This window comes from Rhodococcus yunnanensis NBRC 103083 (genome assembly GCF_001895005.1).
In the GTDB taxonomy this organism is placed as follows: Bacteria; Actinomycetota; Actinomycetes; order Mycobacteriales; family Mycobacteriaceae; genus Rhodococcoides; species Rhodococcoides yunnanense.
Window position 1 is genome coordinate 74,940 of record NZ_BCXH01000009.1, and the last position, 22,794, is coordinate 97,733.

The window sequence follows — 22,794 nt, forward strand, 5'->3', positions numbered from 1 at the left end:
GATGAAGTATCTCGACGAGTTCAGCAATCCAGAGCTGGCGAGAAAGTTGCTCGACCAGATCCACGCCGCCACCACCAGGCCGTGGGCGATCATGGAAGTCTGCGGTGGGCAGACACATTCGATCATCCGCCACGGCATCGATCAGCTGCTGCCCGAGCAGATCGAGATGATTCACGGACCCGGCTGCCCGGTGTGCGTGACGCCGCTCGAAATCATCGACAGGGCACTGGCGATCGCGTCGTCACCCGGAGTGATCTTCTGCTCGTTCGGTGACATGCTGCGGGTGCCCGGCAGCGAGAAGGACCTGTTCCACATCAAGAGCGAGGGCGGCGACGTCCGCGTCGTCTATTCCCCGCTCGATGCCCTCGCCATCGCCGAGGCCAACCCGGATCGCCAGGTCGTGTTCTTCGGAATCGGATTCGAGACGACGGCACCGGCCAATGCGATGACGGTGTTCCAGGCGAAGAGGCGAGGAATCGAGAACTTCTCGCTGCTCGTCTCCCATGTGCTCGTACCACCCGCGATCGCGGCGATCATGGAATCACCGACGTGTCGCGTGCAGGCGTTTCTCGCCGCCGGGCACGTGTGCAGCGTCATGGGCACGCGCGAATACCCGGCGCTCGCCGAGAAGTACGGTGTGCCGCTCGTCGTCACGGGTTTCGAACCCCTCGACATCCTCGAAGGAATCAGACGCACCGTGCTGCAGTTGGAGTCGGGGCGTCACGAGCTGGAGAACGCCTACACCCGCGCGGTCACGGCCGAGGGCAACGTGGCAGCGCAGGCGATGCTCGCCGACGTCTTCGAGGTCACCGATCGGACGTGGCGCGGAATCGGGATGATCCCCGGCAGTGGATGGCGTCTGTCGCCTGCGTACCGGTACTACGACGCCGAGGCACGGTTCGATGTCGAGGCGATCCGCACCGCCGAGTCGTCGATCTGCCGGTCAGGCGAGGTACTGCAGGGGTTGCTGAAGCCGAACGAGTGCGCCGCCTTCGGGAAGGAATGCACACCGCGCACCCCGCTCGGCGCGACCATGGTGTCCTCGGAGGGCGCGTGCGCTGCCTACTACCTCTATCGCAGACTGCAGCAGCAGCCGGAGGTCAGCCATGCCTGAGATCGACATCGAATCGTGGACGTGCCCGGCACCGCTGCGGGATTCACCGAACATCGTCATGGGCCATGGTGGTGGTGGCGCGTTGTCGGCGGAGCTGATCGAGCATCTGTTTCTGCCGGCATTCGGATCCGCTGCCACTGCGGCACTGGGAGATTCGGCAGTCGTCCCGATCGACGGCGTTCGGCTTGCATTCTCGACCGACTCGTACGTCGTCAAACCGATGGTCTTCCCCGGCGGCACGATCGGTGATCTCGCGGTGAACGGAACCGTCAACGATCTCGCGATGTCGGGCGCCCGCCCACTCGTGCTGTCGACGGCGTTCATCCTGGAGGAGGGAACACCACTCGGCGACATCCGTCATATCGCGCAGTCCATGGGAACCGCCGCGCTCGCAGCGGAGGTCACCCTCGTCACCGGTGACACCAAGGTCGTCGACTCCGGCCACGGTGACGGGGTGTTCGTCAACACCGCTGGAATCGGAGTCATTCACGGCGACCTCGATATCCGGCCCGAGAACGCACGGGCGGGCGACGTCGTCATCGTCAGCGGCGACATCGGCGTGCACGGCGTCGCGGTGATGAGCTGCCGCGAGGGCTTGGAGTTCGGTACCGCGGTCTGCTCGGACACCGCACCGCTGAACGGGCTCGTCGAGACGATGCTCGCGGCAGGCACCGTGCACACGATGCGCGACCCGACCCGAGGAGGCGTCGCCGCGACGCTCAACGAAATCGCCGGTGCCGCAGGCATCGGCATCTCGATCGTCGAGAAGGCGCTGCCCATTCCGGGCGCGGTCCGCGACGCATGCGGTGTCCTCGGCCTCGATCCGCTGTTCGTCGCCAACGAGGGCAAGCTCATCGCATTCGTACCCCGACCCGACGCCGACGCCGTGCTCGAGGCCATGCGCAGGCACCCCCTCGGTGCCTCGGCAGCGATCATCGGCGAATGCGTCGCCGAGCACCGGGGTACCGTCGTCGCACGCACGACGCTCGGTGCGCAACGCGTCGTCGATCTTCCGTTGGGCGAACAGCTTCCCCGGATCTGCTGATGACCAAGGGCGCGGCCTTCTTCGGCCGCTACGCATTCCCGCCGAACGAGCTCGGGTACTGCGGGCCGCCGGGCGCCCACACGCTGCTCGACGCGATCGGCAACGGTGACGGCATCGTCGATCGCGCACGCGAATTCAACGGCGCCTGGCCGTATCTCGAAGCTCTCGCCCGCTTCGGCGGTTACTCGGACAGACTCGATCCTGCTGTCGTGAAAGCCTATTGGGTCGGATCCGATCTGGTGGATTCGATCGATCCGGTGGACCTGCGGCGCCGGTTGCGCTCGGCGTTCGCCACCCAGCCCGGCGGCATACTTCACGATCCGCGGCTTCAGGACTGCATCGCGCACCACAGCTTCCACGTACTCGCGGTGTATCCGTGGCTTCGACTGCTTCCGCACGGCGGGCCGATCGCACTGTCGATGCTGCAGCAATGCCGGATCCGGTGGGGTCGCGTCGTTGCGCTCGGCGCCGACGAGGCAACGGTCTCGTCGGCGCCGCTGACGTACGACGGGAGTCGTCTCGACGTCGGGGACGCGGTAGAGGAACGGGTGCGCTGGAAATCGGCGGGGCGAGCTCTCGTCGCCGATCCAGTCGAGGGCGACCTCGTGTCACTGCACTGGAGCTGGATGTGCGATCGACTGACCTCCGAGGACGCCGCCCACCTGGACCGCTTCACCGACCGGTCACTCGCCGTGGCGAACTCCGCACTCCTCTCGTTGCCCAGGCCCTAGATCCGCTCGCCCGTCTCCGGGTGGAACAGATGCACGGGCCCGTCGAGCTTGGTCAGGCTCACGCTTTCGCCGATTCGAGCGGGCGCGCGCACGGCCGACCGCGCGACCAACGCCACCGGACCACCGTCGAGGCCTTTGACCTTGGGGTCGTCGAGGTGGGCGTACACGTAGGATTCGCTGCCCAGTTCCTCGATCAGGTCGACCTTGGCCGCGAACCCCTCGGCATGATCGATACCCAGCTGCTCGGGGCGGAGGCCGACGGTGACGGCGTCCAGGTTCGCGCTCGCGAGCGCGGTCAGCGCGTCACGCTCGAGCGGCAACAGAGTGTCGCCGATCTGCACGCCACCCGACCCGATCGGAACCGTCATCAGGTTCATCGCAGGCGAGCCGATGAATCCGGCGACGAAGGCGTTGACCGGGTTGTCGTACAGATCGGTCGGCGAGGCGAACTGCTGCAGCTTGCCGCCGCGCAGCACGGCGACGCGGTCACCCATCGTCATGGCCTCGACCTGATCGTGGGTGACGTAGACCGTCGTCGTGCCGAGCCTGCGTTGCAGTGCCGCGATCTGCGTGCGCGTCTGCACTCGGAGTTTGGCGTCGAGATTGGACAACGGCTCGTCCATGCAGAACACCTGTGGTTCACGAACGATCGCACGCCCCATGGCCACTCGCTGACGCTGGCCACCGGACAACTTGCCCGGCTTCCGGTCGAGGTACTCGGTGAGGTCGAGGATCTTCGCGGCCTCGGCGACCTTGCGCGTGCGCTCGTCGAGCGAGACTCCACGCATCTTGAGCGCGAATCCCATGTTCTCCCCGACGGTCTTGTTCGGGTACAGCGCGTAGTTCTGGAACACCATGGCGATGTCGCGGTCCTTGGACGGCACCCCCACCATGTTCTTCCCGCCGATCTCGATGGCACCGCCGTCGATGTCCTCCAGCCCTGCCAACATCCGTAGCGCGGTGGACTTACCGGATCCGGACGGGCCTACGAGAACGACGAATTCACCGTCGGCGATGTCGAGGTCGAGCGAGTCGACCGCCAGCGAGTCGGCACCTTCGTAGACGCAGGACGCTTTCTTGTACGTGATTGCAGCCATGGTGAACTCCTGTTACTTGATGGCACCGAAGGACAGACCGCGCACGAGTTTGTTCTGCGCGACCCAGCCGGCGAGGACGACGGGAAGTGCTGCGAGCGTCGCAGCGGCGGACAAGCGGGCCCAGTACAGCCCCTCGCCGGTGATGAATCCGACCAGGGCAACCGGAACGGTCTGCGCCTGCACGGCAGTGAGGTTGACGGCGAAGAAGAATTCGTTCCACGAGAAGATGACACAGATCAGTGCCGTCGCGGCGATCCCCGGTGAGACGAGCGGCAGAATCACTTCTCGCACCGACGTCCACAGTGATGCCCCGTCCATGCTCGCGGCTTCGAGAAGTTCACTCGGCACCTCGAGGAAGAACGAACGCATCATCCACACCGCGATCGGCAGATTCATTGCCGTGTACAAGATGATCAGCGCCCAGATGTTGTCCAGCAATCCGATGTCGCCGACGATGACGTACAGCGGCACGATCGCCGCGACGACCGGAAGCATCTTGGTGGAGATGAAGAAGAACAGTACGTCCTTCGTCTTCCGCACGGGCCGAAGGGACAGCGCGAACGCTGCTGGAATACCCAGCAGCAGAACGAGAAGCGTGGAGACGATCGTCGCGAACGCCGAGTTCAGCAGTGCCGTTCCGATTCCGCTGGACAACACGGCGCTGTACTGATCGAGCGTCGGGGTGAAGAACAGCTTCGGTGGGTCGGAGTAGGCGTCGCCCTCCTGCTTGAAGCTCGTGATGACCATCCACAGGACCGGGAAGAAGAACCCGATCCCGACGACCCAGGCCACGACGGTCCAGAAGGTACCTGCGCCGAGCTTCTTCTTGCGTGCGATCACCGGAGAATCGGTAGTGGTAGTCATCAGGCTGCCTCCTCGTTCCCGCTGAAACTCTTGAAGATCAGGCGCAGCGCAAGAGTGCTGACTGCGATCGTGGCGACGACGGTGACGACGCCCATCGCGGCGGCCTGGCCGATGTCGAAGCCCAGGAACGCGCGCTGATAGATGTAGTAGGGAAGGTTCGAGCTCGCGACACCCGGTCCTCCGGAGGTCATCATGTACACCGCGTCGAAGGTGTTGACGAGGTAGATGGCTCCGAGTACGGCGCCGAGCTCGATGAACCGACGCAGATGCGGAAGGGTCAGTTCGCGGAACAACGCGAAAGCGCCTGCGCCGTCGACCCTAGCGGCCTCGGCGATGTCCTTGGGCATCGACTGCAGTCCGGCGAGGATCAGCAGCATCATGAACGGCGTCCACTGCCAGATCAGGTTGACCATCACGGCAGCGAGCGGGAAACGAGAGACCCAGTCGATCTGGCCGACGCCGAACGGTGAGAGCGCGAAGTTGATCAGACCGAACACCGGATCGAACATCGTGGTCTTCCAGATCAGTGCACCTGCCACCGGCGTCACCAGGAACGGTGTTATCAGCAGTGTACGAATCAGGCTGCGGCCGATGAACTTACGATCGAGAAGCAGTGCGAGGAACAAGCCGAGGATCACCGAGATGATCACGGTTCCGACGATCATGATGACGGTGTTCAGCGCTACCTCGCGGAACTGGCTGTCCCGGAAGACGTCGACATAGTTGTTGAGCCAGTTGAACTCCCGCGACCCGGGGCGTACCAGGTTCCACGACTGCGTGGAGTAGTACAGCGTGAACAGAAACGGGATCTGCGTGACGACGACGGCGAAGACCAGTGCCGGCAGGAGCGGGCCTCGCCGACGCCATCCTTCGGCCCTGGAGACAGTGCGCCGACGGGGAACGAAGTCTTCGGGTTCGGCTTCCGCCGGTCGCTGTTCGGTTGTGGTCATCCCTGGCCCTCCTGGTAGGTCTTACCGACCACCTCGGCATACTGCTGCGCTTGAGCGAGCGCATCCTGGACGCTGATTCGTCCTGCCACTGCTGCACTGATCTGTTGGCTGACCCTGGTACCGAGATCCTGGAACTCCGGGATGGTCAGGAATTGCACGCCGGTGTACGGAACGGGGAGCACCGTCGGGTTCTTCGGATCCGCGCCCTCGATCGATTCGAGGGTCAATGGACCGAAAGCCGCTGCCGCCTCCTTGTACTCGGGAATCTCGTAGGTGCTGAGCCTGCTACCGGGTGGCACACGCTCCCAACCCAGCTCGTTGCCGACCTTGTTCAGGTACTCCTTGCTCGTCATCCACGACACGAACTTCCACGCGTCGTCCGGATGTTCGCTCGTGGTAGGAATTCCGAGGGCCCACGAGTACAACCATCCGTTGTCGCCCTTGGCCGCACTGGGCGCTTTCGCGTACCCGATATTCCCGACGACCTTGCTGGCAGTGGGATCCTCGAGAACCGACACCGCGGAGGTCGCGTCGTACCACATCGCGGTGTTGCCCTGCGAAAGCTGCGTAGCGCACTCGCTGAACCCGCTCGTCGCAGCGCCTGCCTGCCCGTGTTCCCGAACCGTGTCGACGTAGAACTGCACCGCCCGCTCGACCTCGGGACTGTCGAGCTGAGCATTCCAGTCCTCGTCGTACCAGCGTCCACCGAAGGCATTGATGACGGTATCGAGCGGCGCGAGAACCTCTCCCCAGCCCGGCTTTCCGCGGAGGCAGATGCCTGAGACATCGGGACTGTCGAGCGCGGCCGCGGCGTCGGCCACTTCCTGCCACGTCGGCTCCTCGGGCATCGTGATCCCCGCGGCCGCCATGAGGTCCTTGCGATACATCAGGAACGACGACTCGCCGTAGAACGGCACCGAGTACATGCTGCCCTCGTACGACAACGATTCCTTCAACGTGGGGATGAAATCGTCCTCGTCGTACCCCGGCGTCGCATCGGCGTACTCGGAAAGATTGGTGAGCCAACCGTTCTCGGCCCACTGCGGGGTCTCGAAGTTGCTGATCATCACCACGTCGAACTCGCCGCCGCCCGTCGCGACCGATGCCGTGATCTTCGCGCGCGCCTCGTTCTCCGACAGGGACACGAACTTCAGATCGATACCGGGGTTCTCGGCCTCGAAAGACGGGGCGAGCGAGATGGCGTCGGCCATCTGCGAGTTCGACACGATGGCCACCGTGATGGTCGTGCCACCGCCGCCGCCGCCGAACGAGCCGGCCCCGGCGCAACCGGACAGGACCATGGTCGTCGCGAGCGTAGCCGCGCCGACAGCTTTCGGAAATGCTTTCACTAGATACCTTTCTCAGTCTGCGCCATCAACCAGCGGGCGCTTGCGATATCGGTCACCAGAATCGATGCGAAACCGCCACGCAGTGCGCCGAGAATCGCCTCGTGCTTCTTCGTGCCGCCGGAAATGAGCACTGCACGTTCACATGCCGCAATTGCATCGAGAGAGACCGATACGGTGCGCGGCGGAAGTGAGCCGCCGGTTTCCCTGCCTTCGATGTCGAAGAATCGGCCGCCGATCTCGCCGACTGCACCGAGACCGCGTAGCTCGCCCAGCACCGAGGCATCGATGAAGCTGCCCTCGAACAGCGTTGTCGACGTGGAAACGGGACCGAGGCCGTACATCATCACATCGGCCCCGGTCCCGGTCTGGAGGGCGCGCGATATCACCGAGTCCTGCTGCAGCGCGGTCACTGTCGCATGATCTGCATACAGCGGCGCATTGAGCCGTACAGGCGTGGCCTGCAGGTACTCGGCGCAACGGCCGAGGGTGTATTCGACGCCGGTCTGGTAGTCGGCCGAACTCATCGATCCGTCGAGTTGGACGACCCGAGCGCACTTCGCGCCCCGAGTCTTGAGGGATTGCGCAACAGCGACCGTTTCCGGCCCCCACGTGAAACCGAGTGTGTCGTCGTCCTTCAGGCGACGCAGCAGCATTCCGGCAGCCGCGCGGCCGAGCGAGCCGTATCCGTTGTCGGTGCCGTCGATGACATCGGACACGACGAGAACCTCGGTGAGCCCGAAGGCCTGTTCGAGTGCGCGTTCGACATTCGCGTGCACCGTGCCCTGAAGTTCGTCCGGCACATGAACCTCGATGGTCACCAGGCCTTGGGTTCGAGCGCGGGCGATGAGTCGGCCGACGGTGGGCCGTGACACACCGAGCTTGGTTGCGATCTCGGCCTGCGTCGCGCCTTCGAGGTGGTACATCGACGCAGCGCGCAATGCGAGCCGTAGGTCGTCGCTGGTCTTCGACGATCTCTGCGAATGCGGCAGATCCGGAACCGCTGCAGTCACGACCACTCCTCGCTGGTTTCACACGCACGATGAGCAGATGCTCATGGTGTGTTCTTCTGCTCATTAAGCTAACATTCAGGTGTGATCTACACAACACCCGAATCCGAGGTGCCCGCGTCGATGCAGGTCAGCGTGCTGACGGGCCCGCAGGAGATTCGCCTCGACGAGCGCCCCGTACCGAGCCCGGCACCGGACGAGGTCCTGGTGCGTGTCAGTGCCGTCGGCGTCTGCGGTTCCGACACGCACTACTACCGCGAGGGACGTATTGGCGGCCACGTCGTGACGGGTCCGCTCGTACTCGGCCACGAGGCCGCGGGCGTCATCGTCGCGGTCGGATCGGCCGTCGCCGACACCCGCGTCGGCCACCGCGTCTCGATCGAACCGCAGCGTCCCGATCCCACCAGCGCCCAGTCGCGCGCGGGCAGATACAACTTGTGCCCGTCCATGGAGTTCTTCGCGACGCCGCCGATCGACGGTGCTCTCGCCGAGTACGTGCTGATCCAATCGACGTTCGCGCACGCGGTACCGGACAGCGTCTCCGACGAGGCGGCAGCGCTGTTCGAGCCGCTGTCCGTCGGTATCGCGTCGGCGCAGAAAGCAGGAATCGGCGCCGGATCCAGCGTGCTCATCGCCGGTGCCGGTCCCGTGGGACTGCTCACCGCGCAGGTCGCCCGCGCGTTCGGAGCCACGCAGGTGATCGTCAGCGACATCGACGAGGCCCGGCGGCTGAATGCGTCGACGTTCGGCGCGACACGCGTCGTCGACCCGACCGAGGAGAATGTTCGCGCCCTGGAGGTCGACGCCTTCGTCGACGCATCCGGGGCGCCGAGCGCCGTCGTCGACGGAATTCATGCCGTCCGGCCCGCAGGTACGGTGGTGCTCGTGGGAATGGGAGCCGCCGACTACGCCCTTCCGATCTCGCTGATCCAGAACCGCGAACTCGTCCTCACCGGTGTCTTTCGCTACGCCAACACCTGGCCGATCGCCCGCGAGCTCGTGACCGCAGGGCTCGTCGATCTGGACTCGATGGTCACCTCTCGATTCGGACTCGACGGAGTCGAGGATGCACTGAATGCAGACAGGACGCCGGGAAGCATCAAAGCTGTTGTCATCCCCGGACTTTCGAAGGAGAACGAGAAGTGAAGTTGAACTCGCACACCCTCGACGACTTCATCGAGGACGTCGCCGTTCCCACCTACGATCGCTCCGACGTGACCGTCGGGATCGTCCACTTCGGAGTGGGCGGATTCCACCGAGCGCACCAGGCGATGTACCTCGACCGCCTGCTGCAGCAGGGCGAGGCGCAGGACTGGGGAATCTGCGGCGTCGGCGTCCTACCGGGAGACCGGAAGATGAACGACGTCATGGAGGCGCAGAACTGCCTCTACACGTTGGCGCTCAGACATTCCGACGGAACGTGGGACACCCGCGTGATCGGATCGATCGTCGAGTATCTGTTCGCCCCGGACGACGCCGAAGCCGTGATCGAGAAGATGGCCGCGGAGACCACCCGGATCGTCTCGCTCACCATCACCGAAGGCGGTTACAACTTCTCGGCGACCACGGGTGAGTTCGATGCGGACAACCCCGCAGTCGCGGCAGATCTCGAGGACGGGTCGATACCGTCGACCACGTTCGGACTCGTCACCGAAGCCCTTGCCCGGCGCAGGAATCGGGGTCTGAAGCCGTTCACTGTCATGTCCTGCGACAACATCGAGGGCAACGGTCACATCGCGCAGTCGACGTTCACCGCTTTCGCGCGTCTGAAGGATCCGGCACTCGCGGAGTGGATCACCACCGAGGGCGCGTTCCCCAATTCGATGGTGGACCGCATCACCCCGGTGACCACTCCCGAAGTGATCGAGGAACTTTCGGAGCGCTACGCCATCGACGACGCATGGCCCGTCGCCGGTGAGCCGTTCACCCAGTGGGTGCTCGAGGACAACTTCACACTGGGCCGCCCCCGGTTCGAGGACGTCGGTGTACAGATCGTCGACGACGTCGCGCCGTACGAACTGATGAAGCTCCGGCTGCTCAATGCCAGTCATCAAGCGTTGGCGTACTTCGGCTATCTGTCCGGCTACCGGCTCGTGCACGAGGCGGCCCAGGATTCACTGTTCGCCGAATTCTTGCTGGCGTACATGGACAACGAAGCAACCCCGACGCTTCGGCCTGTCCCCGGCATCGACCTCGACGCGTACAAGAAGACGCTGATCGAACGATTCTCGAACCCGGAGATCCGGGACACCGTCGCCAGGCTGTGCGCGGAATCCTCGGACCGAATTCCGAAGTGGCTCCTGCCCGTCATCGAGAAGAACCTCGAATCCGGCGGCGACATCACCCTCTCCGTCGCCGTCGTGGCCAGTTGGGCGCGGTACGCGGAAGGCGTCGACGAGCAGGGTCAGCCCATCGAGATCGTCGACCAGCTCGCCGATACGTTGATCCCGATCGCGAAGACGCAGCACGAGGACCCCACTGCGTTCATCGCCAACCGCGCCGTGTTCGGAGATCTCGTCGACAACGAACGATTCGTCGACGAGTACACCGCGCAGCTCGAATCCCTGCATTCCCGGGGTGCGCGGGCGACACTGCAGGCATTGCGCGCCTAGATCAGCGTCCGAACTCCGCGGTCCCGATGGTCCAGGCCTTGGCCTGCTCGCTGAGCGTGAAGCCCAGGCCTGGGCGATCCGACAGATGCATTCTGCCGTCACGGGTTTCGAGATGCTCGTTGAACAGCGGATCGAGCCAGTCGAAATGCTCGACCCACGTCTGCAGCGGGTAGACCGCCGCCAAGTGAAGGTGAATCTCCATCGCGAAGTGCGGGGCGAGCTGCAGATTGTGGTGCTCGGCGAGCGCGGCGAGTTTGAGGAACTGAGTGATACCACCGATGCGGGGGGCGTCGGGCTGAATGATGTCGACGGATCCGGCTTCGATCAACCGGACATGCTCACCGACGCTCGCCAGCATCTCTCCCGTGGCGATCGAGGTGTCGAAGTTTCGCGCGAGCATCGCGTGTCCTTCGGCGTCGTACGCATCGAGAGGCTCCTCGATCCAGACGAGGTCGAACTGTTCGAGGATGCGGCACATGCGGTTCGCGGTCGGGCGATCCCACTGCTGATTGGCGTCGACCATCAGTGGCACGTCGTCTCCGAGGTGCTCACGAACCGCCGTCACACGCGCGATGTCGGTGCGCCAATCCGGCTGTCCCACCTTGAGTTTGATGCCGCCGATGCCTGCCGCGAGTGATGCGGTCGCGTTGTCGAGCACCTCTTCGATGGGCGTGTGCAGGAATCCGCCGGAGGTGTTGTACGTCTGCACCGAGTCCCGTGTTGCACCGATGAGCTTGGCGAGCGGCAACTGCGCACGCTTCGCCTTCAGGTCCCACAGTGCGATGTCGATCGCTGCAATCGCCTGTGTCGCAACGCCGCTGCGCCCGACCGAGGCTCCAGCCCACTGCAACTTGGTCCAGATCTTGCCGATATCACTGGGATCCTCACCGATGAGAACGGGTGCGATCTCCTGCGCATGCGCGAACTGCGCTGGGCCACCGGCGCGCTTGGAGTAGCTGAATCCGATTCCCTCGTGGCCCTGTTCGGTCCTGATCTCCGCGAACAGGAAGGCCACCTCCGTCATCGCCTTCTGCCGGCCGGTCAGCACCTTGGCGTCACTGATCGGGTTCTTCAGCGGCAAGGTGATCGAGGACAGCGTCACGTGCGCGATGCGGTCGATCGTCGCGTCGCCGGCGGCCAGTGCCTTGATGGCTGCGTCGGGGGCGGTGAGACCACTGGTCGGCTTCGAGGTGCTTGCGGATCCCACGGCAGGTGATTGCAAAGAGGTGGACACGGCGCTTGTCTCCCTAGAAAGGCGGTGATACTGAACGGCGGTGATACTGAACGGCGGGTGTGCTGGCTCACACGCTATTCTCCGGATCCATTCAAGTCCAAGACTATTTGTGGATGCGTTGATACAAGAACTGCATCAACGCATCCACCGTGATCAGTCCTGCGTGAGGGTGCCATCCACCCGGCGCCAGATGTGCTCGGGATTGCCGTCGGCGATCGCCGACGGCAGCAGCGCGTCGGGCACGTCCTGGTAACTGACGGGCCGGAGAAATCGGTCGATGGCAAGGCTGCCGACCGAGGTGGTACGCGAATCACTGGTCGCCGGGAACGGTCCGCCGTGCACCATCGCGTGACCCACCTCGACTCCGGTCGGCCAGCCGTTGAACAGGATTCGGCCTGCCGTACGTTCGAGCTGTTCGACGAGCACCTCCGCGCTCGCGTGGTCACCGGGCACCGCATGAACGGTGGCGGTCAACTGCCCTTCCAGTCCCTTGACGGCACCGAGAAGTTGATCGAGATCGTTGCATCGCACGACGAGCGACGTCGCACCGAACACCTCGGCGTGCAGCGATGGATCGGCCAGAAAGTTCTCGGCGTCGGTGACGAGAAGCTCGGGCAGGCCTTGAAACACGCACGAGCCGGGCTGACCGGTCGCGACGGAGTCGACGTCGGCATGTTCGCGCAGCGCCTGCTGTCCCGACGCGTATGCCGCGGCAATTCCCGGGGTGAGCATCGCAGCACCTGTCGACAACCCGATCGCCGTCGACGCCGCGGACAGGAACTCGCTCAATTCGGCGCCGACGACCGCGAACACGAGGCCGGGGTTGGTGCAGAACTGGCCGGATCCCATCGTCAGGGAAGCAGCGAAGGCCGCGCCCAGCTCGGACGCCGATTCCCTCAGCGCACCCGGCAACAGAAACACCGGATTGATGCTGCTCATCTCCGCGTACACGGGGATGGGTACATCTCGTCCGGCGGCGGCTCTGCACAGAGCAAGACCACCGCCTCGTGATCCGGTGAAGCCGACGGCGGCGACGACGGGGTCGGTCACGAGTTCGACGCCGATGGTCTGGCCGAGTCCGTAGATCAGCGAGAACACCCCGCTGGGCAGGCCGTGCTCGACGACCGCGGCCGAGACCGCCCGGCCCACGAGCTCCGAAGTGCCGAGATGGGCGTCGTGTGCTTTGACGATGACGGGGCAGCCGGCTGCGAGTGCCGACGCAGTGTCGCCGCCTGCCACCGAGAACGCCAACGGAAAGTTGCTGGCCGAGAACACGACGACAGGTCCGAGCGGGATGTTACGCAGCCGAATGTCGCTGCGCGGAGCGGGTTTCCGATCCGGTTGCGCCGGATCGATGCGTGCGCCGTTCCAGCTTCCCTCACGGAGAACCGATGCGAACAACCTGAGCTGCCCGGTGGTCCGTCCTCGCTCGCCCTGGAGTCGTACGCGCGAGAGCCCGCTCTCGGCGGAAGCACGGTCGATCAGTTCGTCGCCCAGCGCGTCGATGTTGTCCGCGATCGATTCGAGGAACAGTGCGCGTGCTTCCGACGTCGTGCGCCGATAGGTGTCGAAGGCCTCGTCGGCCAATCTGGTTGCGTCCTGAACATCCTTGGTCGTCGCATAGTGGAAGGTCGGTCCGAGGGTCTCGCCGGAGGACGGATCGATGGCCTCGATGGCATCGCCCTCGCCCGTTCTCGCCGCACCGCCGATCAGAAAATCGCCCGTGATCGAGGTGTTGATCGTCGTGGTGTTGATCGTCGTGGTCATCGGTGCTCCTAGTCGACGAGGCGTTCGCCGGTGACGGTCGAGAACAGGTGAGTGCGCTCGGCCGCATAGGAGAGGGTGATCGTCTCGCCGCGACGGGGCGGGATTCGGCCGTCGGCTCGCACGACGATGGGCTGCTTCGTTCCGTTGATGTCTGCCTGGCCGTACACGTAGGCGTCGGCACCGAGTTCTTCGACGACGTCGATGCTGACCTCGAGCCCCGGCCCCGTCGTCAGTTCCAGATCTTCCGGGCGCACGCCCAACGTCACCGAGCTTTCACCGATGCCTGCCACCGCCGCCCTGGGAACCGGCACGATCTCGCCGCCGAAGCTGACCCCGCCGTCGACCAGGGGCAGCTCGAGTAGGTTCATCGCGGGCGAGCCGATGAACCCGGCGACGAAGACGTTGTTCGGGTGCTCGTACATCCGGCGCGGGGTGTCGCACTGCTGCAGCACTCCGTCCTTGAGAACGGCGACACGGTCGCCCATGGTCATGGCCTCGACCTGGTCGTGGGTGACGTAGACGGTGGTGGTCGCGAGACGTCGCTGCAGCGCGGAGATCTGCGCGCGAGTCTGCACGCGCAGCTTGGCGTCGAGGTTGGACAGCGGCTCGTCCATGAGGAATACCTGCGGCTTGCGGACGATCGCGCGGCCCATCGCGACGCGTTGGCGCTGTCCGCCGGACAGTGCCTTCGGCTTGCGGTCGAGGAATCTGGTGAGGTCGAGGATCTTGGCGGCGTCGTCGACGCGTCGTTTGATCTCGGCCTTGTCCTCACCGGCGATGCGGAGCCCGAAGCCCATGTTCTCGCCGACCGTCATGTGCGGGTAGAGGGCGTAGTTCTGGAAGACCATCGCGATGTCGCGGTCCTTGGGCTGGAAGTCGGTGACATCGTTGCCACCGATGGTGATGGCGCCGCGGTCGACGTCTTCCAATCCGGCGAGCATCCGCAGTGACGTGGACTTACCGCAGCCCGACGGGCCGACCAGGACGAGGAACTCGCCGTCCTCGATCGCCAGGTCCAGCTGATCGACTGCGGGCTTGTCGCCACCGGGGAAGAATTTGGTGACGCTTTCGAATGCGACTGTAGCCATGATGGGTGGTACTCCTTCACCGGCAGGAACGTGCCGGACGGTCCGAGTGGAGGTCATAGGTGTTCACGTACGTGAATGCGAGTCAAGATAGTGACTTCATTTCGAAGTATGTACTAACGTGATGCGCAGCACAAGAGATTCTGCGAAGAGACGAGGAAACATGTCACGACTGTTGGTCACCGGCGCCGCCGGAAACATGGGCACGATGCTGCGTCCGCTGCTGCGTCGCCCCGATCGCACACTGAGACTGTTCGACATCGCCGATGTCACCGATATCGATTCGGCCAGTGAGGAATTCGTCCAGGGATCGGTCACCGACCGAGAAGCAGTGGCCAGAGCGGTCGACGGTGTCGACGCCATCCTGCACCTCGGCGGACTGAGCACCGAGGACTCGTGGGCGAACATCCTGTCGGTCAACGTCGACGGCACGCAGGCAGTATTCGACGCTGCCGCCGCGCACGGCGTCACCCGCGTCGTCGTCGCGTCGAGCAACCATGCTGTCGGTTTCTGGACACACGACGAAGCGGGCGGCTCGGATCTGCCCGGAGACGTCGGCGCTCGGCCCGACGGCTTCTACGGCTGGTCGAAGGCGGCGGTCGAGGCATTGGGCCGGCTGTACCACGACAGGTTCGGCATCGACGTCGTCAACCTGCGGATCGGGTCCAGCTTCGAGAAGCCGCCGAACTACCGAGGTTTGGCCAGCTGGATGTCGCCTGCCGACACGGCGCGGCTGATCGAGGCATCATTGTCCGACGACGCCAAGGGCTTCCACACCGTGTGGGGCATCTCGAAGAACTCGCGTGCCTGGTGGTCGGGGGCCGAGGGCGCCGCGATCGGCTACGAGCCCCGCGACGACGCCGAGCAGTTCGCCGACGAGTTCCTCGCCGAGCACGAGTGGACCTTCGACGACCCGATCCTCCAGCGCGTCGGCGGCGCATTCTGCGACCATCCCCTCGGCCAGCGCATGCGCTGAGAACCCGTGCGCTGACAACCCCGTGTGCGAGGAGTGATCGCCGACCGTCACTCCTCGCGCACGGGCAGGTCAGCGGGTGTATTCCGCGACGATCCGGCCCAGGGCGCCGAGTTGAGGCCGGTTGACGAGTCCGAGGTGGTAGAGATGCAGCTCGTTCGCCCCGGCCGCGACGGTGGCTGCGACGTGAGCGCCCACCTCGTCGAGCTTCTTGGGCGGCAGTACGGACACGTAGGCGCCCACGGACACATCACCGCCGACGAGGGTTCGGGTGTTCTCCACGACGGACACCGTCTCCGCTGTTCCCGGCCACGCGGACACCAGCACCGCGTCGACCTCGGACGGAACACCGGCAGTGACCGCGGGCGACGGACCCGTCTTCCACGGATCGGGGTGTCCGTGGAGGGTGACGCGAACATCGGGGGACTCGTTTCGGACCGCCGCCAGCACCTCGCGCCGCAGGTGGTCGGCATCGGCGTGACGAACCGCGAGCACCGCGCTCGCCTCGTCCGCGTCGAGCACATCGGTGATCGACGATCCAGGCGACAGCGTGCCGCCCGACACCGCATCGATGCCGCCGCGCACCTTCGCGACGATCTTCTCCGCGTCGACGCCCCGGGCTGCCCATGCGGCCAACTCGCGGTCGGTGCAGCTGATGGACATCAGGGTGTCGCCGATTCCGGGGTACGCGCCGTCCGTCTTCTCGTGCGGCCCGACGTGCGCGAACCCGAGCTGGCCGGCCGCTTCGATCGACACTCCGTGCAGATCGACGCCTCGAACGGCCTCCGCGGCGAGGGTTCGTGCGTAGGCGACGATGCCCGGATGCCCTGGTGCGAGCGCGTACGGGTAGCGGTCGCCGAACGCGTTGACGACGGTGGCATCCGGATGAGCGTGGCCGAGAATTGTACTGTGCGACAGCACGATCCAGGCGTGCACCGCGAGTCCGGCACTGACGAGGAGTGCGGCGGCATCACCGAACGCATCCTCGGATCCGCCCCACGACGCACCTCGCGCGGCGATGTCGAGCCCGCCCCACGCCTCGGGTCGGATCGGCCGGTACAGCGCGGCGTGATGCGCGTCGACCACTTTGTGCTGCGGGTGCAGTGGAGTTGCGGCGCGGGTGGAGTGATAGCTGGCGGCCAGCGCGATCTCGCGGATTCCCAGCTCACGCACGCGGTCGACGAAGTGCGGGTCACCGAGCACGTCCCACGGATACGCGTGCGCGACGATGCGATCGACAGAATTTTCGGACATGGATAGCCCTTCAGAACAAGTTCAACAGACAGGACAGAGTTCACACATGGGAACACACAATCGTGCCGACTGTCCACGATCACCGCTCCGACACGACATCCTCCGAGCCCTCGGCATGCCCTCCGACCTGCACGTAGGCGCCCCCGACGTCACCTATGGCCGCACCTGGACCCGCGATGGCGTCGACGGCGTCGAACTCCAGTGGACCGCGCGCTCCACCCCTACCGAGGCCTGGCTTCTGAAACCCACCCCCGCGCACACCCCCACCTCGGCGCACACCCCCGCACTGCCGGCCGTCCTGCTCATGCACGGCCACGACGGCGTCAAGTTCTACGGCAAGGAGAAGGTCGCCGACGGACCCGATGGGCCTGCGCCCGGCATCGCCGAACTGCGACACCGCGGATACGACGGCCGGGCCGTGGCCACCGGGCTCGTCGCCGCCGGTTTTGCCGTCCTCGTCCACGACGCCTTCCCCTGGGGTAGCCGCCGCGTCCCTTGGCACGAGTTCCCCGAACGCGCCAGAAAAGCCGCAGGCGGTGACCCCGGGAACTACGAGGCCGCAGCGCGCGAGCATGAACACGGGCTGGCCAAGGTCGCGGCGCTCACCGGCTCCTCGCTCGCCGCACAGGCGTTGCAGGAGGATCTGGTCGCACTCGAAGTCCTGCGCAGCACCCCCGGCGTCGACAGCTCACGCATCGCCACCGCCGGTTTCTCGGGCGGGGGAGCACGCGTCGCGCATCTTGTCGCCGCGGCAGGTGACGGGCACCTGGCAGCGGCCGTCATCATCGCCATGATGAGCACGTTCGCCGATATCGCCGACGGCCATGCCGACGACACCACCTGGTCGATGATCACCCCTGGCCTACCCGCCGTCTGCGATTGGCCCGATGTCGCGGCGTCGGCGGCACCGATGCCGCTACTCGTCCAATTCGCCTCGAAGGACAGCCATTTCGGCATCGAAGGCATGCTCGACGCGGAGGCGTCCCTCCAGCGGACCTACAACTCCGACGCGCTCGCCACACAGTGGTTCACCGACAACCATCGATTCACCGCACCCATGCAGGACGCCGCCGCGCAGTGGCTGCAGCGGAACGTGTGAGCCCACACGCTTGACATGCCTTGTGACTGCGGTCATAGTGAATCCAGCAATTCACATAGAAGACGTGAGTTCATATACGTGAACGGATGAGAATGAGCCACACGAGCCCGAACCTCGCGCCCGGTACCGGGTTCTCGCAGTTCGTGCAGCACTTCCCCGCACGCTGATTTCTCGCACGCTGATCTCTCGCACGGCATCCGCCGCATCCCAGACCCAGACCCCGCCGGCCGAACCCGGCCCCGAAATATTCGGAGCGTCCCCCATGGTCATCACCACACCCCCGCGATCGGGAGGCACACCGGCGCCCGCCGCGGCCCCGATACGGAATCGAAAGAAGCGCCGAATTTCCGCGCCCTACATCCTGATTGCGCCGGTCGTCGTTCTGCTCGCCGTGTTCATCTTCTATCCGGTCGGTAGCGTCTTCTACTACAGCCTGCAGTTCTACAACCCGACAACGCCGTGGGACAACGGCTTCGCCGGGTTGGAGAACTTCAAGCTGATGTTCGCCGACGACGCCTTCTGGAACAGCCTCGTCGTGACGGCCAAGTGGGTCGGGGTGCAGGTCGTCTTCCAGCTGATCCTCGGACTCGGCCTCGCGCTGCTCGTCAACGAGGTGTTCCGTGGCCGCGGATTGGCTCGCGCACTGGTGTTCTCCCCGTGGGCAGTCTCGGGTGTGCTCACCACCGGCATCTGGTTGCTCATCTACAACCCGTCGACGGGCCTGTTCAAACTCCTCGGCAACATGGGCATCGGCGACGGTACGGCAGCTCCCATCGCCGACCCCGACACCGCCTTCTGGGCCACCAGCGTCGCCGAACTGTGGCGCGGTGTTCCGTTCTTCGCAATCCTGATTCTCGCCGAGCTGCAGAGCGCGCCGAAGGACCTGTACGAGGCCGCGAACGTCGACGGCGCAAACCGTTGGCAGCGTTTCCGTTTCGTCACCCTTCCGCACCTCAAGGCAGTCATCATCCTCTCGACACTGCTCCGCGGGGTGTGGGAGTTCAACAACGTCGATCTCCTCTACACGCTCACCGCAGGCGGTCCTGCCGACGTGACGACCACGTTGCCGCTCTACGTTTCGCAACTCGCCACCACTGCCCAGGACTTCGGATACGGCTCGGCACTGACCACCGTGGCATTCGTGATCCTGCTCTTCTGCTCGATCCTCTACTTGCGCCTGAGCAAGTTCAACAGCGACAAGGCCTGAGACACATGACCACTACCGCCGATCGACCCGTGATGCACACTCCGAGGACCGAATCCTCGCACGAGCCACGAATCCACAAGAGCAAGCCCAGATTCTTCAGCGTCGGGTTCCCGCTCGCCCTCTACCTCCTGTTCACTCTCGTTCCGTTCTACTGGATGATCGTGTTCGCGTTCCGGCCCGCGGGTTCGAACAGCATGCTCCCCTGGCCCATCACCTTCGAGCACTTCGACACCGTCTGGAACACGCTCGGCTTCAGCTTCTTCTTCAAGAACAGTCTCATCGTCGCCGGACTGTCTCTCGTCCTGACGACCTTCGTCGCTCTTGCCACCGGATATGCATTGGCTCGCTTCAAGTTCCGCGCCAAGATTCCGCTGGTGATGGCACTGCTGTGCAGCCAGTTCGTCCCCGGTGCGATGCTGCTCATCCCGCTGTTCCAGGTGTTCCGTGAGATGGGACTGGTCAACAATCTGTTCGGCCTCATCGTCGCCGATACCGTCTTCCAGCTCCCCTTGGCCGCCATGCTGATGGCCGGGTTCATCGCACAGATCCCGGTCGAGCTCGAGGAAGCGGCCATGGTCGACGGCTGCTCCCGCCTGCGGGCATTCCGGATCATCATGCTCCCGCTGCTTCGCCCTGGCCTCATCGCCGTCGGATCGTTCGCGTTCATCGGCAGCTGGAACAACTTCCTGTTCGGACTCATGTTCATCTCCAGCCAGGAAAAGTTCACGCTTCCAGTCGGATTGAGCTACACCATCGGCTCGTACAACGTCGACTTCGGTGTACTCGCCGCAGGCGGTCTCATCGCAGCGGTCCCCGTCGTCGCGGTGTTCGCCGTCATCCAGAAATACCTCGTCCAGGGCCTCAGCGCCGGCGCGGTGAAGGGCTGATCATGAAGAATTACCTCACACGAACCCTCCTCGTCGGCACCGTCGCCGCCCTCGTTCTCACCGGGTGCAGTTCCGAGACGTCGTTGCCCGACGGCGCCCTCGGCGACCCGAACAGCGGAACACTCACCTTCTGGGACAACAACGCAGGACCGGATCGAACCCCGCTGTACGAGGAACTGATTCGCCGCTTCGAGGCGGTCAACCCCGGCATCGACATCGAATACGTCGGCCTGCCCTCGGACAGTGCGCAACAGAAGTACCAGACTGCGCTTGCCGGCGGTTCCGCTCCCGACCTCGGCATCGTCTCGACGGCGTATCTGGCTCCCCTCGTCGCGCAGAACGCGGTCATCCCTCTCGACGACTTCATGGCCGCATCACCGCAGCGCGCCGAGTACGACCCGAAGATCATCGAATCCGCGAAGGAGTCCGGCGGCGGCCAGAACCTGTACGGACTGCCGTACACCAGTAACAACGCCACGCTGTGGTACCGCGCCGACTGGTTCGACGAAGCCGGAATCGCCCCGCCCGACACATGGGACGAGTTCTTCGATGCCGCAGACGAACTGACCGACAAGTCGAACGGGCGCTACGGTTTCACGATCCGCGGCGGCGCAGGTTCGATCTATCCGTTGCTGCAGTACATGTTCGCCTCCACCGGAATCGACAATTTCTTCGACGGAGGAAAGTCGACGGTCAACCGGCCGGAGATGGTCGAGGCCATCGAGCGATTCGCAGCGCTCTACGACGTGGACACTCCCACCGCGGATGTCAACAACGGCTTCCCGCAGATGGTCGCCAGCTTCGGCGGAGGTTCGGTTGCGATGATGCAGCACAACCTCGGCTCGTACAGCAATCACAAGAAGTCGCTCGGCGACAAGGTCGGTGCTGTTGCACTCCCGTTGGCGGACAACGGCGTCCGCACGGTCATGACCGATCCGTTCCCGTCGTACACGATCTTCAAGAGCAGTAAGCACCAGGCGGCCGCGTGGAAGTTCCTGGAGTTCATGACGTCTCCGGATTCACAGGCCTACTGGAACGGCAGCGTCGGGCAGATCCCCGTCAACACCGTCGCACGCTCGGCACCGTCCTTCCAGGAGATGCCGTCGGTGCAGGCGGCACAGGCTGCTCTCGACGACCCGAAGACCGTGCTCGTCACACCGCCGGACTACCTGGCGAGTTTCGGCAAGATCGTTCAGGTCCAGATGCTCGGCCAGTGGCAGAAGGTGCTCATCGGTCAGCTCAGTGCCCAGGACTTCGCCGACGACTTCGCCGAGAAGCTCGACCTAGCCAAGGCCAAATACGATGCCCGTCAGGGCAAATAGGGGAATCGACACCATGTCCAGCGTCATCACGGAAGTAGCCGTGCAGGTGTTCAAGACCGAGGCCCGTACTTCGGTCGACTCGTACGGGCATCGCCATCCGGGTCCGTCGATTCAGACGACGCAAGCACTGCTCCGCATCACCGACTCCGACGGGGTCAGCGGATACGCCGTCGGCAAGCCCAACTATCTGCGTCAGGATCAGGTCGAGCAGTCCTTCCGAGCGGTCCTGATCGGTACCGATCCGCTGGCACGGGAGGCGATCGAGAAGAAGTTCGCCATCCGCCAGCGCACCAAGGCCGTCGAGCTACCCGAGCACACACTCAGCTACATCGACCAGGCACTGTGGGATCTGGCCGGCAACAAGTTCGACACCCCGGTGTGGAAGCTGCTCGGCGGCGCGCGCTCGGAGGTCAAGGCGTACGCGAGCACCATGTGCGGCGACGACATCGAGGGCGGACTGTCCTCGCCCGAGGATTTCGCGAGCTTCGCGCTCGATCTGAAAGCGCGCGGTTACACCGGCATCAAACTGCACACGTGGATGCCGCCGCTTCCCGGTGCCCCCGACCTCCACCGCGACATCGACGCCTGCGCGGCGGTGCGCGATGCCGTCGGGCCCGGGTTCTCGCTCATGCTCGACGGTTATCACTGGTACTCACGTACCCAGGCCCTCACGCTGGGCCGCGAGCTCGACCGGCTGAAGTTCGACTGGTTCGAGGAACCGATGGACGAGTTCTCGCTGCGCTCGTACAAGTGGCTCGCCGACCAGATCGACACGCCCGTCATCGGTCCCGAGACCACCCCTGGCAGGCACAAGTCGCGTTCGGAGTGGATCGTCAACGACGCGTGCGACATCCTGCGCGTCGGCGCCATGAACGGCGGCGGCATCACACCGGCCCTCAAGACCGTGCACATGGCCGACGGATTCGGGCTCGACTGCGAGATTCACGGCAACGGCGCCCCCAACCTCGCCCTCGTCGGCGGCGCACCGAACGTGCAGTGGTACGAGCGCGGCCTGCTGCACCCCCACACGGACTACGACTGGGTTCCGCCGCACCTCGGGTCCATCGTCGACCCGATCGACTCGGCAGGGATCGTGACGATGCCCGACCGTCCCGGCCTGGGCGAAGAGTTCGATTTCGACTACATCGTCGAAAATCTCGTGTCGGAATACTGATGTCAGTAGGTCAATACAGGCAC

20 protein-coding genes are annotated in these 22,794 nt (G+C 64.7%); 11 read left to right on the top strand and 9 right to left on the bottom strand.

Annotation, left to right across the window (positions count from 1 at the left end; translation table 11 throughout):
• Position 1: 1 nt before the first annotated feature.
• The 3 genes from hypD to RY1_RS15870 are packed head-to-tail and all read left to right on the top strand — an operon-like array spanning position 2 to position 2,890.
• Positions 2-1,114 (top strand): hydrogenase formation protein HypD, encoded by a 1,113-nt coding sequence (gene hypD / locus RY1_RS15860; protein WP_072804715.1) that lies wholly within the window; start codon positions 2-4, stop codon positions 1,112-1,114.
• Positions 1,107-2,159 (top strand): hydrogenase expression/formation protein HypE, encoded by a 1,053-nt coding sequence (hypE, locus tag RY1_RS15865; RefSeq protein WP_072804717.1) that lies wholly within the window; start codon positions 1,107-1,109, stop codon positions 2,157-2,159. The genes hypD and hypE overlap by 8 nt, the downstream gene beginning before the upstream one ends.
• Positions 2,159-2,890, top strand: coding sequence for a DUF6390 family protein (locus RY1_RS15870; RefSeq protein WP_084727466.1), 732 nt, complete (start codon positions 2,159-2,161; stop codon positions 2,888-2,890). The genes hypE and RY1_RS15870 overlap by 1 nt, the downstream gene beginning before the upstream one ends.
• Here RY1_RS15870 and RY1_RS15875 read toward each other — a convergent pair.
• Genes RY1_RS15875 through RY1_RS15895 form a run of 5 tightly spaced genes read right to left on the bottom strand, consistent with a single transcriptional unit; the run spans position 2,887 to position 8,160 of the window.
• A complete protein-coding gene (locus RY1_RS15875; RefSeq protein WP_072804718.1) occupies positions 2,887-3,987 on the bottom strand; it encodes an ABC transporter ATP-binding protein in 1,101 nt (366 codons plus the stop codon). The two genes, RY1_RS15870 and RY1_RS15875, sit on opposite strands and share 4 nt — an antisense overlap.
• A 12-nt stretch (positions 3,988-3,999) precedes the next feature.
• Positions 4,000-4,851: a carbohydrate ABC transporter permease gene (locus RY1_RS15880; protein ID WP_072804720.1), complete on the bottom strand. Its 852-nt coding sequence runs from the start codon at positions 4,849-4,851 to the stop codon at positions 4,000-4,002.
• Entirely contained in the window at positions 4,851-5,801 is a 951-nt protein-coding gene (locus RY1_RS15885) for a carbohydrate ABC transporter permease (protein WP_072804722.1), read from the bottom strand. The genes RY1_RS15880 and RY1_RS15885 overlap by 1 nt, the downstream gene beginning before the upstream one ends.
• Complete coding sequence (locus RY1_RS15890) at positions 5,798-7,102, bottom strand: ABC transporter substrate-binding protein (protein ID WP_072804899.1); 1,305 nt, start codon at positions 7,100-7,102, stop codon at positions 5,798-5,800. The genes RY1_RS15885 and RY1_RS15890 overlap by 4 nt, the downstream gene beginning before the upstream one ends.
• Before the next feature lie 47 nt (positions 7,103-7,149).
• Positions 7,150-8,160 carry a sugar-binding transcriptional regulator gene (locus RY1_RS15895; RefSeq protein ID WP_072804902.1) on the bottom strand — a complete coding sequence of 337 codons (1,011 nt, stop codon included), beginning with the start codon at positions 8,158-8,160 and terminating at the stop codon, positions 7,150-7,152.
• Positions 8,161-8,280: 120 nt separating this feature from the next.
• Here RY1_RS15895 and RY1_RS15900 point away from each other — a divergent pair, with 120 nt between their 5' ends.
• Both RY1_RS15900 and RY1_RS15905 read left to right on the top strand, forming a co-directional pair.
• A complete protein-coding gene (locus RY1_RS15900; protein ID WP_072804900.1) occupies positions 8,281-9,303 on the top strand; it encodes an NAD(P)-dependent alcohol dehydrogenase in 1,023 nt (340 codons plus the stop codon).
• Positions 9,300-10,769 carry a mannitol dehydrogenase family protein gene (locus RY1_RS15905; protein ID WP_072804724.1) on the top strand — a complete coding sequence of 490 codons (1,470 nt, stop codon included), beginning with the start codon at positions 9,300-9,302 and terminating at the stop codon, positions 10,767-10,769. The genes RY1_RS15900 and RY1_RS15905 overlap by 4 nt, the downstream gene beginning before the upstream one ends.
• 1 nt (position 10,770) lies before the next feature.
• On the opposite strand, the gene RY1_RS15910 is transcribed toward RY1_RS15905, so the two are convergent.
• The 3 genes from RY1_RS15910 to RY1_RS15920 all read right to left on the bottom strand — a co-directional run bounded on the left by RY1_RS15910 (position 10,771) and on the right by RY1_RS15920 (position 14,858).
• Positions 10,771-11,910: an L-talarate/galactarate dehydratase gene (locus RY1_RS15910; protein WP_306305355.1), complete on the bottom strand. Its 1,140-nt coding sequence runs from the start codon at positions 11,908-11,910 to the stop codon at positions 10,771-10,773.
• A gap of 246 nt (positions 11,911-12,156) precedes the next feature.
• Positions 12,157-13,770, bottom strand: a complete 1,614-nt coding sequence (locus RY1_RS15915) for an aldehyde dehydrogenase (NADP(+)) (RefSeq protein WP_072804727.1) — start codon at positions 13,768-13,770, stop codon at positions 12,157-12,159.
• 8 nt (positions 13,771-13,778) lie between these two features.
• Complete coding sequence (locus RY1_RS15920; RefSeq protein WP_072804904.1) at positions 13,779-14,858, bottom strand: ABC transporter ATP-binding protein; 1,080 nt, start codon at positions 14,856-14,858, stop codon at positions 13,779-13,781.
• 160 nt (positions 14,859-15,018) lie between these two features.
• Here RY1_RS15920 and RY1_RS15925 point away from each other — a divergent pair, with 160 nt between their 5' ends.
• Positions 15,019-15,831: an NAD-dependent epimerase/dehydratase family protein gene (locus tag RY1_RS15925; RefSeq protein ID WP_072804906.1), complete on the top strand. Its 813-nt coding sequence runs from the start codon at positions 15,019-15,021 to the stop codon at positions 15,829-15,831.
• A 69-nt stretch (positions 15,832-15,900) separates the two neighbouring features.
• Here the strand turns inward: RY1_RS15925 and RY1_RS15930 are convergent, their stop codons facing one another.
• Positions 15,901-17,082, bottom strand: coding sequence for a hypothetical protein (locus tag RY1_RS15930; RefSeq protein WP_072804729.1), 1,182 nt, complete (start codon positions 17,080-17,082; stop codon positions 15,901-15,903).
• 46 nt (positions 17,083-17,128) lie between these two features.
• On the opposite strand from RY1_RS15930, the gene RY1_RS15935 reads away from it, so the two are divergent.
• The 5 genes from RY1_RS15935 to RY1_RS15955 all read left to right on the top strand — a co-directional run bounded on the left by RY1_RS15935 (position 17,129) and on the right by RY1_RS15955 (position 22,771).
• Positions 17,129-18,181 (top strand): dienelactone hydrolase family protein, encoded by a 1,053-nt coding sequence (locus RY1_RS15935; protein ID WP_072804731.1) that lies wholly within the window; start codon positions 17,129-17,131, stop codon positions 18,179-18,181.
• A gap of 262 nt (positions 18,182-18,443) precedes the next feature.
• On the top strand, positions 18,444-19,388 hold the full coding sequence (locus RY1_RS15940) for a carbohydrate ABC transporter permease (protein WP_072804732.1): 945 nt from the start codon (positions 18,444-18,446) through the stop codon (positions 19,386-19,388).
• A gap of 5 nt (positions 19,389-19,393) precedes the next feature.
• Complete coding sequence (locus RY1_RS15945; RefSeq protein ID WP_174565395.1) at positions 19,394-20,275, top strand: carbohydrate ABC transporter permease; 882 nt, start codon at positions 19,394-19,396, stop codon at positions 20,273-20,275.
• A 2-nt stretch (positions 20,276-20,277) separates the two neighbouring features.
• Positions 20,278-21,597 (top strand): ABC transporter substrate-binding protein, encoded by a 1,320-nt coding sequence (locus tag RY1_RS15950; protein WP_072804736.1) that lies wholly within the window; start codon positions 20,278-20,280, stop codon positions 21,595-21,597.
• A 13-nt stretch (positions 21,598-21,610) separates the two neighbouring features.
• On the top strand, positions 21,611-22,771 hold the full coding sequence (locus tag RY1_RS15955; RefSeq protein WP_072804738.1) for an enolase C-terminal domain-like protein: 1,161 nt from the start codon (positions 21,611-21,613) through the stop codon (positions 22,769-22,771).
• Positions 22,772-22,794 lie beyond the last annotated feature (23 nt).